An 11,835-nucleotide genomic window follows, 5' to 3' on the forward strand; every position below is an offset into this window, starting at 1 on the left:
TGAGGCATCTGCATCATTCTATTGGGTCTCATCTGTCCCTTTCCCATCATTCCAGACCCTTTATACTGTTGTCGTTCTTGAGGTGTCATTGTCTGCATGCGCTTTTGCATTTCCTGAGCGAGTTCTTCTGTTGAGACCTGAGAGAGGTCAGCACTAAAACTGCTGGACACTAAAAGTGACGTGATCATGATAAACTTTTTCATTGTATGCTCCTTTTTTATGTTATTAAAATAATTATAGTTGCTTATCACTTAAAGGTCAGTCTGCTAAAGAGTCCCATTTATAACTTTTCGGTATCATTCCGGTAATACTTTTTAAAAGGATCTGCATCGTGCCAAACACTTACGATCTTATCGTTATCGGTTCTGGTGCAGCAGGTATGATCGCTGCGATTACCGCTGCACGTGATGGGAAAAAGGTCTTGCTCTTAGAGAAGCTTTCTCAGATTGGTGCAAAACTTAAGGCAACAGGCGGTGGACGCTGCAACCTGACCAATACATTGGATAATGAAACCTTTATGCACCGTTTTGGTCGGGATGGACGTTTCATGATACCGGCTTTAGAGCACTTTGATCACTACGCTTTAATTGATTTTTTTAAAGAGATAGGCGTAGAGAGCCATGCACCTGATGGCTTTAGAGTCTTCCCTGTTACCCACAGTTCTACGACCATTATCAATGCACTAAAAAATGAAATGGAGAAAGTCGGCGTAGAAGTGAAGTGTTCACAAAAGGTTGAGACACTTGAGCACGATGGAGAGAAGGTAACCGGGGTTCATACAGATGATTCAATATATTTTGCCACACATGTGATCGTAGCGACAGGTGGTATGGGATATCCTATGCTGGGTGCTGAGGGTGACGGTTATGTGCTAGCCGAGTCTATCGGACATAGCGTAACAGAGCTTTTCCCGGCGATGATGCCGCTAAAAACCAAAGAGACATGGGTTACTAACTGTAGAGCGGATACCATCGCTAAAGTACATATGCATGTAGATATGAAAAAGTATAAAAAACTTAAAGCCATGGGTGACCTGATTTTTACGAAGAACGGTATAAGAGGTCCGGTAGTGCTGGACTTCTCACGTGAGATCACTCCTCTTTTACAAAAGTTTGAGGAAGTACCGCTTTTGATGAACCTTACTAAAGGGATGAATGAAGAGCAGATACGAGAGCATTTTAAAAAAGAGCTTGAGAAAAATCCTCATCAAAATACATTGGATCTTGTTAAAACACTTCTTCCTGAGTCTGTAAGTCAGGAACTATGTAAAATGGCTGGTATCATTTCAGATATTGCTCTTTCCAAACAGCAAGGAACAGCAAGAGATAAACTCTTTAAATTCATGGCCTGGACACCACTTACTGTAACAGGCCATGACGGTTTTAAGATGGCGATGATCACGCGCGGGGGTGTGAGTCTCAAAGAGATCGACCCATATACAATGCAGAGCCGTAAACTACATGGACTTTACTTCTGCGGTGAAGTCATGAACTTGGATGGTCCATGCGGAGGATATAATCTCCAATGGTCATTTTCGAGTGGTTATTTGGCAGGGAAGTTATTAGGATAAAAGTTCGGATCATCGCTTTCTCAGCTTCTACTGAAAAGCTCGGCATTCAAAAGTTCAAGACGTTCAGGTGTACCGATGTCCAGCCACTCTCCTTCATAGAGCTCTCCCGTAACTTTACCTTCTTTCATTGCTTTCCTCAATATCGGAGCAAGTGCTGTTTTACCGTAAGGAAGCCCTTCAAATAGTTTGGGAGAATAGTACCCTATTCCTGAAAATGTATACTGTTTTGCATCTACCACTTTCATCCCGTTAAGTGCAAAGTCTCCTTCTGGGTTGTGTTCCGGATTGGGTACAAGGATGAGATGGGCCAGTGTATTCTCAGCTAAACTGATAATATGGTCAAACTCGTAATCACACCAGATATCTCCATTGACTACCAAAAAAGGTTCATCACCAAGAAGTGGCAACGCCTTGATGATACCCCCTGCACTTTCAAGAGGTCCTTCATCCTGTTCATCAGAGTAAGTGATATTGGCTCCCCACTCGCTTCCATCACCCAATGCTTCAGGGATCATGTAACCTAAGTGAGCGATATTGATAACGATATCAGTGATGCCTTCATGTACCAGACGTTCGATATGCCATACGATAAGAGGTATACCACCCACTTCAAGCAGTGGTTTGGGGGTTTTATCCGTAAGTGGACGCATTCGGGTACCTAACCCTGCTGCAAGGATCATTGCCTTCATATATTTCTCACTCCTATAATAGTCTCTAATTCGTTTTTTATCATTACCGGTACATTATGTTATGAATTAACAGAGAGTATATCTACAAGCCCTTTTGTCTCACCATATTTACTTGCAATATCAAGTACATATTTCAATGTCAGAGGTATATCTTTGAGATATCCTTCTTTCCCGTCACGAAGATAGAGACGGCTGAAAATACCTAAAACCTTGATATGTCGTTGTAATCCCATGAGATCAAACCATCGCATGAAAGTTTCATCATCGACATTCAATCCCCGTTTATCACGGAAACTAAGTGCTAATTGTTCTATCGTTTGAGGATCAAAGAAAACATAGCAGTCACGAAGTAGTGAGACTAGATCGTAAGTTACTGCACCTATCCTTGCATCCTGAAAATCAATTACGATGATCTCATCATGCGGACTAAGCATGATATTGCGTGAATGAAAGTCTCTATGTACGAAATAGCCCTGAGGTTGAGACAAGACACCATTTGTAATATTATTTAATATCTTATTAAGGATTTCCTGCTCTTCTTCATTTAAGGTTTTACCTAAATATTTCTCGAGATACCATTCTCGCATCAAGTTCATTTCCGCACGCAGGAAAGCCGCATCATATTCTGGTAGCCCTTCTGTCTGGGCACCTTGCATTCTGACGATCGTATCAATTGCTTTATCATAAAAATGTATGAAGTTAGTTTCATCGATGGTTTCAAGCAGATGAGTACTTCCCATATCCTCAAGCATCAGAAAGCCTTCTTCTCTGTTTTGTACAAGTATTTTGGGAACAGTGACCTTCACGTCTCTCAGACGAAAAGCAATATCTATAAAGGGTTCAAGAGACTCTTTTTGAAGTGATGCGTCCATAATAATACTGCTTTGAATCCCATCGTTTAAACGGTAGTATTTTCGGAAGCTTGCATCACTAGATGCAGGTTCAAGTTTTCCCTCACAGTAGATATCTTCTAACCATGCTTCTATTTTTTCCATTCTAATTATTCCCTTTATATGTATTCCCAAGATAGCGGGGTGCTATGATTGGGGCAGTATGCCACGTTTTGATACCCCTGTCAAGCATAGAGATGATAATCATCTATAGACTCCGCCAAGGATTCCATTTTCTTTTGCCCCGGTAACATCTTTGAGATTGATATGTTCATTATGGATACGTTTGTAAGCAAGCCAAGCCATCATCATTGCTTCTAACATATCTGCATTCTCTGCAATGATGACAGTGATATTGGGCATCACTGCCTTGATCCGCTCCAAAAGAAAGCTGTTCTTTGCTCCGCCTCCACTAAGAACTGCTATATCTCTTTGAAATTTTAGCAGTTCATTACAGATCGTAAATGCAGTAAGTTCAAGAAGTGTACGTTGTACATCTTCACTTTTGAGTGTCTTTTTTTCTATAAAGTGGTTGATCCATGCTTCATTGAATTTTTCTCTACCTGTACTTTTGGGATGGGGTTGGTGAAAGTAACTATCTTCGAGCATTTTTTCAAGTAGGGAGAAATTTACCTCTCCTTCTCTCGCCCATAACCCGTCTTTGTCATAGGTTTTCCCTGTATGCTTATGACACCAAAGGTCCATCAGTACATTACCAGGTCCTGTATCATACCCTATCAGTTGTTTATCCGGTATTGTGATATTGGCCATGCCTCCGATATTGACTACTGCAATACTTTCACTGAGCTCTTGAAACAAAAATTGGTGAAACGAAGGTGCTAGAGGTGCCCCCTGCCCGCCTAAAGCGATGTCTTTGGCTCTGAAGTCTGCTACTACGGGGATACGTGTACGGGTTGTAAGTGTACTGGGATCCCCAAGCTGTATACTGAAAGGATACTCAGCATTAGGTTCATGCCAAAGTGTCTGGCCATGTGAGCCGATGGCTATCACTGTTTTTGGGTCAATCTGATAAGTGCTTAGTAGAGAATTGACCGCATCAGCAAAGAGTTCCGACAGCTGGATATGCAGTTTTCCTATTTGAGCCAATGTGGTATTGCCGTTGATCGTTTGAAGGAGTTCATCTTTTAGGATAGCAGGGAAAGGATATTCTGTAGCATGGATCAAATGACATTCATGCTTATTGATTTGGCAAAGTACCACGTCAATGCCGTCCATCGAGGTTCCTGACATGATACCGATATAGTGTTCTTTTTTCATTGGCAATACTTGTATATTGAAGTTGATTATTATAACGTAAAGGGATGTAACCTTTGCAAATAACTTGACAGTTACACACTATCTACACAGATAATTAGTATAGATATAAAGATGAGAGTACAATCCCTGTAAGGAGTGATATTACGTTGAGAAAAACATTTTTGAATTTAATAACTTCTGCACTCGTGCTGGTAAGTGCGGGAGCTACGGATGAATCTGCCCTTGCCATTTCTTATAATGATGATTTAAAATGGGGACCATGTCCTACTTTTATCGGTGAAGGATGTCAGATAGCCGTATTACACGGTGATCCTGCCAAAGAGAATCTTGACATCTTTTTTAAAGTTCCGGCAGATTATCCGATCCCGCATCATTGGCATACTTCAGCAGAACGTATGATACTGGTTTCAGGCAAATTGACGGTAACTTACGATAACCAGGAGAGTGAAGTACTCACAAAAGGAATGTATGCCTATGGCCCTTCCAAATTACCGCATACTGCTTACTGTGAAAAAGGAGATGAACCCTGTGTCATATTTATCGCATTTGAAGAACCTATCGATGCGTTTGAAGTAGTTAAAGAAACACCTTAAAAATGAGTCTATTAGTGTGCATATCCCTCTAGTAATGTGATAAGTTCCTCTAGGTTTTGAATACGGTACGTGGCACTGCTGAAGTCATGGTCAGTCGTAAAGTGATTATCAACAATCGCACACTCTATCCCCGCATTGACCGCTGAACGCAGTCCTCGCTCAGAGTCTTCGATTACAAGTGCTTCCTGTTTTTCCCCGTCAAAAAGAGAAAGCCCTTTTAGATACGGGTCTGGATGAGGCTTACTTCGTACATACTCTCCACTGCAAAGTACGAACTCCATATGATCCACAATGCCTCTTCCTTCATGAATCAATTCAAAATCTTCTCGACGTGCAGAGGTAATGATACCCATGCGGTATTTCTCTTTTAAAATGGACAGAACATCATGAACACTGGGTATAGCGATATCTTCCGTACGCAGGTAATGCTGGTAAAGTTCATTACGTTTAGCACGCTCATTCTCTACCCTCTCTTTAGTATAGCCCTGCTCTTCAGCCAACAACAGGGCACTTTGTCCATTGATCATAATCTCTTTGTAGCGTTCTTCTTCCAGTGTGATATTCAAAGCCTTGAGTATCTCGTAATTGGCTCTAAAGTACCATTGTTCAGTCTCTACCAGTACACCGTCATTATCAAATAGAAGATACTTTTTCATACGATCAGTCCAATAATTGCTCTACAAGATCAGTAAAACTATCACAGATAATATCAGGTTTTATATCACTGTGAAGATCACTCTCTTTAAACTTTCCTGTTTTAACCAGAGCTGTTTTAAAACCGGCTTTCTGAGCACCACCGATATCCGAGATGATGTCATCACCTACCATGAGTATTTCACTGGGGTTCATTCCCAATGATTCAGCTACAAGGTGAAAAAATGATGCACTTGGTTTACCGATAATGGTTGCTTCTTTCCCGCTGGCAAATTCAAGTGCAGCGATCCAGCTTCCCGTACCCATTGTAAGTTTGCCGTCACTATCTTTAAAATAACGGCTTTTGGCAGCACCGATCAGTTCAGCTCCCTCTTCAATATGTCTAAATGCCTGGTTCATCGTATCAAAATGAAAATTTTTATGGGCATCGGCAACCACTACACAGTCTACCTGATCATTACTACGTAACTCTGCAAAATAGACATTGGCTTCATCAGTGAGGAGTGTATAGGCTTTGTATTTTTTTGCACGTACATAGTCTCTCGTTGCAGCAAGAGCAGTATACATCTCACTTTCATCGATCGTAAAGCCTAGTTTTTGAAGATGTTTAACAATTTGAAACGGAGTAGATCGCGTGGTATTGCTGATTAGTCTTAAAGGATAGCGTGAACGAAGAGTGTTCAACGCTTTGGGTGCACCTTGTATCGGCTCGCTGCCTACATAGAGTACACCCCCGATATCGGTCATGATGCCCTTGATATCTTTGAGTAGCATTATGCCTTTTTCACAAACTCTTGTTTAAGTTTGATTGCTCCGACACCAGGAACTTTACAGTCAATATTGTGTCCATCATTCCCCTCAACAAGGCGGATACCCTTGATCTTAGTCCCTACTTTGATCCCATCGCTGCTTCCTTTGACCTTAAGGTCTTTTATGACAGTAACAGTATCGCCATCCTGAAGAATGTTGCCATTGGCATCTTTAACGATTAATCCTTCCTCTCCAGCTGCTTCATTTTTGCTCCATTCGTGTGCACATTCAGGGCAAATGTAAAGCTCTCCATCCTCATACGTATATTGGCTTCCACACATTGGACAGTTTGGTAGTTGTTCCATGATTATTCCTTTCGTTCAGTTCTTATGGTCTTTTGGGATCGTGATTATAGCCAAAAAGCCAAAAAGTATCGCGCCGCACATATCCAAGAGCATATCTTTTTGGGCATCCCATACATCTCCCTGCGAGCCTAAAAAGAGTGATCCTGAGGTACCTCCCTCTATGACGGCATAGTACATTTCTATGATTTCATAGCTCGCAGCCCAGAACCCTATCGCAAATATCGCAAACAATAATGCTACAAAACGGTTGTTTACCAAAGAGCTTCTTACTAAAAACTCTACGATCGGATAAGCAAATACCCCTACAAAAAAGTGACCCACCCTATCAAAGTTGTTACGTCCCTCAGGAAAGATAAAATCAAGCCCGAATGATGAGATCAGTTGGTTACCGTAGTCAAAGGGTACCCTTTCAAAGCTCCAGTGCCCGCCTAAAGTGTGATAAGAGAGAAATGCCCACATCAAGATGTAAGCTGTATTGGAAAAAACAAAACTTCTATGCCAAAGAGCCAGTATACTTACAGCGATAAGTACAGGAATATTTTCTACAAGCCAGGTTGCCCGATCATAGGGTTCAATCGCCAGTACACTGAAGAGGATGATATATAAAACAAGTAGTATCTTTGGAAGATGTCGCATTACAGCTCTTTATAGATTGGTATTTTCGAAAGTATTATAACATGAAGAAGAGATTCCCGCTTCAGCAGATAGTAAAACGGGAAGAGTAGCAATTAAGCTTTAGGATCCTTTAGGAAAGCCAGAGTCAATGTGTCTTTGCCTTCTATGACTTTTTTTCCAACGAATAGTCTCACACTATGGAACAAGAAAAGTTCTCCTGAGTAATTGACACCAAGAATAAAAGTATATTCACCAAATGCAAATCTTCTCAAGCCCATTGCTTCAGGTTGTTTACTTGGGTTCTCGATAGCGAAACAGACTTCATTTGGAAAGTCACTTGTACGACGATCGTCACTTACAAGGTGTACTTCACCAAGATCCGATGTAACTTGTACAGAGAGTTTATTTTCGAGTGAATGTACTCTTAGCTTATAGTCGCCAAATGTAAAATGCATTCATAATTCCTTTTAAGATTATTCTAAGTGAGACATTATACCTTGAATTTATAAATCAATTTATTACACTTTTGCACAATTTTTGAACTTCTATCCTCTATACAAATTCTGTTGAGAGTTCCTGTAAAATCTGTTTTGCTTCAATCGCCGTACCATTGTACTTTTTGATTTTAATATCATGATCTGCCATAGCTTTTGCCGTATTTTTACACGCACGTCTTACTGCCAGGTAATCACAGTCATCAAGAATATCTCCCATCTTTAGGTGTTCTTTTACATGTGCTTCATCATTTTCATCATGCGAACATTGGTGACCTTCATCATGTTCATGCTCATCCAAATCAGTTCTTGGATTTTTTCTTACCTCTTCAAGATCAAATGACTTGAACATACCGTTACCCTTGAGCGTAAATACTGCAAAGTACGGTGTATGTCCTGCATTGCCGAAAAACTGTAAATTTTTATCTTTTACCGGTACAGCTATTTTCATAATTACTCCTTTTGAATCAATAACCATGATCTGCTATTAAACAGAGATGTTTGAGTCATTATAGCGTAGAGATCTATGAATTTGAAATGATTTCTTAATTGCTGTTTCTTTCTGATTCTTTTTCTTCTGTTTCTTTTGTTACAGTCTCTACTTTTTCTTTGATCGTTTCGGGATCAATTTTGAGTGTTGGAGAAAAAGGTGTTACTTTATCCTTTTTTTGTTTTCCTGCATTTTTCAGAATATTATTGATCTCAACAAGCCCAGTATCATAGTTACATAGTCTGTCATACTTTTCAAGGTCTTTAGCGAGCATAGGAAGTGTAAAGCTTTCGATTAGTCTGTATCTGTTTGAAAGAAGCTTGCGTGCGTAACGTTCCCGTGCGATCTCAACACCGCGTTTGATCTCAGGAGAAAGCGCCCTTTTATATGCAAGTTTTGTTTCGTAAGAAACATCTTCATTTCTTCTATAGAGCTCTTTTGCCGTATCGGTAAGTGGTTTCACACCAAAGACCTCGCTGACAGTATCAAAAAGTGCTATATACAACCCGGTATTTGATTGTGAAAACGATGTACTTGTGATTGATCTATCCAGATATTGACTACACTGGATATCTGATTTTTGGATGAACTCTTCTAGATAAGCATTACGCATCTCTTTAGTGGGTGAAGACAAATCAATTGTAGCCATAAAATAAGTTCTGTCAGTATGAAATCCTTGTGCAGTCTTATTCATTGTATCTGGTTGAGGCTCCTGTGAACCACAGCCGGTCATGAACAACATGAATGATGACATTAGAAAAACAGTTGAAAATGTTTTTATCATTATTGATCTCTCTTATATGTTTTTTAAAATTTATATTGCTTTGATAAGTATTTTTTTAGCGGAATTATATCTATTTTTTTGAAGTGTTTTAAGATAATTTTGCATCAAAAATTCAACGTATTTTTAATACAAAGATATGGACAAAAACAAGATTAGTTATTGGTGTATTAAAGTCAAATATTGCGATATTTTTACACATACTTTACATAGTTTGTCTGTATGATAAATAAAAATGTATATATTGAAAAATAGTTATAGATGTAATCTTGGAAAGTAGGACAAATAAATGAAGAAAATAGCAATTACAGGCGCAAGTGGATTTATAGGAACATATATGCAATCTTTTTTCAAGGATAAAGGTTATGAAGTACTTCCTGTTAGTAGAAAGGATATTGATAAAGATACTACAGAGATCGCTAAAATACTAGAGCAAACAGACATTGTTATTAATCTTGCCGGTGCACCAATTATACACAGATGGAGTGAGTCCTATAAAGAAGTTCTATATAACAGCAGGATACTTACTACACGAAAAATTGTTGAAGCTATGAAACTGATGAATAACAAACCAGAACTTTTCATCTCTACATCCGCAATAGGTATATATGCAACTAATGGCCCGATGAGTGAGGCAAACTATACATATGGTGATAACTTTCTGTCTAAAATCTGTAAAGATTGGGAAGCAGAAGCGAATGAAGCGAATGAGGTAATGAGGGTTGTTATTTTTCGGTTTGGTGTAGTGCTGAGTAAAGGCGGTGGAGCACTTTCTAAAATGTTACCGGCTTTTAGACTGGGAATTGCCGGAACGATAGGAGATGGTAGTGAACCTTTTAGCTGGGTACATATAGATGATCTTATGGCAGCTTATCTTTTTGTAATCAATAACGAGAATCAGAAAGGCACATTTAATCTATGTGCACCTAATCCTGTAACAAATAAAGAGCTAACCAAAACATTGGGTAAAGTCCTGCATAGACCAACTGTAATACCGTTGCCTAAATTCGTATTGAGAGTTCTTTTCTCTGAAGGTGCAACCGTACTGACTGAAGGTCAAAGAGTTATTCCTGAACGGCTGTTGGAGAATCATTTTACATTTAAATATCCAACTATTGAAGAGGCGTTGCGAGAGGTGTTGGATAAGCCAAAATAAAAACATGAACGTAAACCATCATGCAGGTGAAAGTTTAAATATATCTCCGCTGTCTGTGGAAAAATAAATATAACCCTTTTTATCTTGAGTAATACACCTTATCCTTTCTCCTAGATTCTCAACTATTCTCTCCTCACTTGCAAGATTACCATTATTATCAATACCAATGATGTTGATATGTTTTTGTACTAATGCACCAGTAAATAGCTTGTCTTTCCATCGTGGAAAGAGATTACCATTATATATCATCAAGGAACTTGGAGCGATAGATGGAATATAGACTTTTTGGGGTTGCATCATCCCTTTTTTATGTGTCCCTTCTCCTACCGGCAGTAAAGGGTTCCAGTACTCTGTACCATATGAGATAACCGGCCAGCCGTAATTGTGCCCCTTTTTTATCAGATTGATCTCATCTCCACCCCGTGGACCATGTTCAATAGCCCATAGCCTGTTGGTAACGTTGTCATAGTAGATACCTTGTGGATTTCTGTGTCCGTAAGAGTATATCTCATCCTGAGCAGTGGGGTTGCTTACAAAAGGATTGTCTTTAGGCACTGAGCCGTCAAGATTTAGTCTCAGAATAGTGCCTGCATGGTTTCTCAAGTTCTGTGCATTGTCTCTTATTCCTCTATCACCTATGGTCAAGAAGAGATGTCCTCTCTTATCAAATGCTATCCTACTACCAAAATGTATGTTTTGTGATGATGTAGATTTTGTGACGATAATATCTTGCCACTTTTCCAAACGATCATGATCCAGCTTTGCTCGTGCGAGTGTCGTAGCACCTTCTGAACCTACCTCTTTAACATAGGTAAAATATATCCATCCGTCATTTATAAAGTTTGGTGAGAGAGTCACATCGAGTAACCCACCCTGGCCTTTTGCCCTGATCTTAGGAAGGCCTTTGAGCATCTTGGTCTTTCGAGTATCAACTGATAGTATACCTGCCTTTCCTTCTCTCTGAGTGAAAAGAAGTTTTCCATCGTCGATAAAGACCATTCCCCATATCACGCCATGGCCACTTGCCAGTTTTTCAAGCTTGTACTCTGTATCAGCAGTAAGGAATGAGACAAACAGAATGACCCAAAAAAAGTATACTTTCATATGATTCCCTTCAATGGAATATGGTGTTTATGTTACTATTTATACTACTCTAATTCCATAATGATATTTTCATCTTTATCATGTTCTTCCATTTCGATGATAGTACCTTTTGCATCAGGATTATCGGAAAGTTTGATGATTTCATCAAGATCGATACCCTTCTCATGTAGAGCATTCATTGCATGTTGCGGAATAAGCTTAGAAGCTGTTTTCAATACACTTCCCGGAATTGTTACGGTAGTTGCCGGATCAGATGAATGATGTTTATAAATTCTAATCTTCAAATCAGACACAATCATTTCTCCTTTACTCTATTGTATATGAATGGACTAAAGTCATACTTTTATTATAGTGTTTTTATGAAGTGAAGAGAAATTAAGAATTAAAGACTGATTTGAATTATCGA

The 11,835-nt window shown here is 39.4% G+C and carries 16 protein-coding genes; 3 read left to right on the forward strand and 13 right to left on the reverse strand.

Annotated elements, in window-relative coordinates; translation table 11 throughout:
* A partial coding sequence (locus PGH07_RS00005; protein ID WP_289411836.1) for a hypothetical protein occupies positions 1-203 on the reverse strand: 203 nt, incomplete at its 3' end.
* A gap of 128 nt (positions 204-331) precedes the next feature.
* On the opposite strand from PGH07_RS00005, the gene PGH07_RS00010 reads away from it, so the two are divergent.
* The gene (locus PGH07_RS00010) at positions 332-1,570 is read left to right on the forward strand and encodes a BaiN/RdsA family NAD(P)/FAD-dependent oxidoreductase (RefSeq protein WP_289411837.1); all 1,239 of its coding nucleotides are present in this window, start codon (positions 332-334) and stop codon (positions 1,568-1,570) included.
* 20 nt (positions 1,571-1,590) lie between these two features.
* Here PGH07_RS00010 and murU read toward each other — a convergent pair whose 3' ends face one another.
* From murU to PGH07_RS00025, 3 genes are all read right to left on the reverse strand, one after another.
* Positions 1,591-2,259, reverse strand: a complete 669-nt coding sequence (gene murU, locus PGH07_RS00015; RefSeq protein ID WP_289411838.1) for an N-acetylmuramate alpha-1-phosphate uridylyltransferase MurU — start codon at positions 2,257-2,259, stop codon at positions 1,591-1,593.
* A gap of 59 nt (positions 2,260-2,318) precedes the next feature.
* On the reverse strand, positions 2,319-3,254 hold the full coding sequence (locus PGH07_RS00020) for an aminoglycoside phosphotransferase family protein (protein WP_289411839.1): 936 nt from the start codon (positions 3,252-3,254) through the stop codon (positions 2,319-2,321).
* Between the two features lie 99 nt (positions 3,255-3,353).
* Positions 3,354-4,427, reverse strand: a complete 1,074-nt coding sequence (locus tag PGH07_RS00025; RefSeq protein ID WP_289411840.1) for an anhydro-N-acetylmuramic acid kinase — start codon at positions 4,425-4,427, stop codon at positions 3,354-3,356.
* A gap of 146 nt (positions 4,428-4,573) precedes the next feature.
* On the opposite strand from PGH07_RS00025, the gene PGH07_RS00030 reads away from it, so the two are divergent.
* Positions 4,574-5,020 carry a cupin domain-containing protein gene (locus tag PGH07_RS00030; RefSeq protein WP_289411841.1) on the forward strand — a complete coding sequence of 149 codons (447 nt, stop codon included), beginning with the start codon at positions 4,574-4,576 and terminating at the stop codon, positions 5,018-5,020.
* 11 nt (positions 5,021-5,031) lie between these two features.
* On the opposite strand, the gene PGH07_RS00035 is transcribed toward PGH07_RS00030, so the two are convergent.
* The 7 genes from PGH07_RS00035 to PGH07_RS00065 form a co-directional block, all read right to left on the reverse strand.
* Entirely contained in the window at positions 5,032-5,676 is a 645-nt protein-coding gene (locus PGH07_RS00035; protein WP_289411842.1) for an HAD family hydrolase, read from the reverse strand.
* Positions 5,677-5,680: 4 nt separating this feature from the next.
* Complete coding sequence (locus tag PGH07_RS00040; protein WP_289411843.1) at positions 5,681-6,448, reverse strand: TIGR01458 family HAD-type hydrolase; 768 nt, start codon at positions 6,446-6,448, stop codon at positions 5,681-5,683.
* The gene (locus tag PGH07_RS00045) at positions 6,448-6,789 is read right to left on the reverse strand and encodes a zinc ribbon domain-containing protein YjdM (protein WP_289411844.1); all 342 of its coding nucleotides are present in this window, start codon (positions 6,787-6,789) and stop codon (positions 6,448-6,450) included. The genes PGH07_RS00040 and PGH07_RS00045 overlap by 1 nt, the downstream gene beginning before the upstream one ends.
* A gap of 15 nt (positions 6,790-6,804) precedes the next feature.
* On the reverse strand, positions 6,805-7,425 hold the full coding sequence (locus PGH07_RS00050; protein ID WP_289411845.1) for a DUF2238 domain-containing protein: 621 nt from the start codon (positions 7,423-7,425) through the stop codon (positions 6,805-6,807).
* A 92-nt stretch (positions 7,426-7,517) separates the two neighbouring features.
* Positions 7,518-7,859: a hypothetical protein gene (locus tag PGH07_RS00055; RefSeq protein ID WP_289411846.1), complete on the reverse strand. Its 342-nt coding sequence runs from the start codon at positions 7,857-7,859 to the stop codon at positions 7,518-7,520.
* A gap of 97 nt (positions 7,860-7,956) precedes the next feature.
* Positions 7,957-8,349 (reverse strand): NifB/NifX family molybdenum-iron cluster-binding protein, encoded by a 393-nt coding sequence (locus PGH07_RS00060; RefSeq protein ID WP_289411847.1) that lies wholly within the window; start codon positions 8,347-8,349, stop codon positions 7,957-7,959.
* A 94-nt stretch (positions 8,350-8,443) separates the two neighbouring features.
* Positions 8,444-9,172, reverse strand: a complete 729-nt coding sequence (locus PGH07_RS00065; RefSeq protein ID WP_289411848.1) for a hypothetical protein — start codon at positions 9,170-9,172, stop codon at positions 8,444-8,446.
* 286 nt (positions 9,173-9,458) lie between these two features.
* Between PGH07_RS00065 and PGH07_RS00070 the strand changes: the two genes are divergently transcribed.
* Positions 9,459-10,325 carry a TIGR01777 family oxidoreductase gene (locus PGH07_RS00070; RefSeq protein WP_289411849.1) on the forward strand — a complete coding sequence of 289 codons (867 nt, stop codon included), beginning with the start codon at positions 9,459-9,461 and terminating at the stop codon, positions 10,323-10,325.
* Between the two features lie 18 nt (positions 10,326-10,343).
* Here PGH07_RS00070 and PGH07_RS00075 read toward each other — a convergent pair whose 3' ends face one another.
* Complete coding sequence (locus PGH07_RS00075; protein ID WP_289411850.1) at positions 10,344-11,429, reverse strand: PQQ-dependent sugar dehydrogenase; 1,086 nt, start codon at positions 11,427-11,429, stop codon at positions 10,344-10,346.
* A 44-nt stretch (positions 11,430-11,473) separates the two neighbouring features.
* Positions 11,474-11,722: a hypothetical protein gene (locus PGH07_RS00080; protein ID WP_289411851.1), complete on the reverse strand. Its 249-nt coding sequence runs from the start codon at positions 11,720-11,722 to the stop codon at positions 11,474-11,476.
* Positions 11,723-11,835: the final 113 nt, after the last annotated feature.

The organism is Sulfurovum zhangzhouensis (assembly GCF_030347965.1).
Taxonomy (GTDB): Bacteria; Campylobacterota; Campylobacteria; order Campylobacterales; family Sulfurovaceae; genus Sulfurovum; species Sulfurovum zhangzhouensis.

Coding starts and splice junctions, on each gene's coding strand:
- PGH07_RS00075 (WP_289411850.1), bottom strand. CDS start 11,429: ATGAAAGTATACTTTTTTTGGGTCATTCTGTTTGTCTCATTCCTTACT.
- PGH07_RS00035 (WP_289411842.1), bottom strand. CDS start 5,676: ATGAAAAAGTATCTTCTATTTGATAATGACGGTGTACTGGTAGAGACT.
- PGH07_RS00050 (WP_289411845.1), bottom strand. CDS start 7,425: ATGCGACATCTTCCAAAGATACTACTTGTTTTATATATCATCCTCTTC.
- PGH07_RS00025 (WP_289411840.1), bottom strand. CDS start 4,427: ATGAAAAAAGAACACTATATCGGTATCATGTCAGGAACCTCGATGGAC.
- PGH07_RS00055 (WP_289411846.1), bottom strand. CDS start 7,859: ATGCATTTTACATTTGGCGACTATAAGCTAAGAGTACATTCACTCGAA.
- PGH07_RS00065 (WP_289411848.1), bottom strand. CDS start 9,172: ATGATAAAAACATTTTCAACTGTTTTTCTAATGTCATCATTCATGTTG.
- PGH07_RS00020 (WP_289411839.1), bottom strand. CDS start 3,254: ATGGAAAAAATAGAAGCATGGTTAGAAGATATCTACTGTGAGGGAAAA.
- murU (WP_289411838.1), bottom strand. CDS start 2,259: ATGAAGGCAATGATCCTTGCAGCAGGGTTAGGTACCCGAATGCGTCCA.
- PGH07_RS00060 (WP_289411847.1), bottom strand. CDS start 8,349: ATGAAAATAGCTGTACCGGTAAAAGATAAAAATTTACAGTTTTTCGGC.
- PGH07_RS00040 (WP_289411843.1), bottom strand. CDS start 6,448: ATGCTACTCAAAGATATCAAGGGCATCATGACCGATATCGGGGGTGTA.
- PGH07_RS00070 (WP_289411849.1), top strand. CDS start 9,459: ATGAAGAAAATAGCAATTACAGGCGCAAGTGGATTTATAGGAACATAT.
- PGH07_RS00045 (WP_289411844.1), bottom strand. CDS start 6,789: ATGGAACAACTACCAAACTGTCCAATGTGTGGAAGCCAATATACGTAT.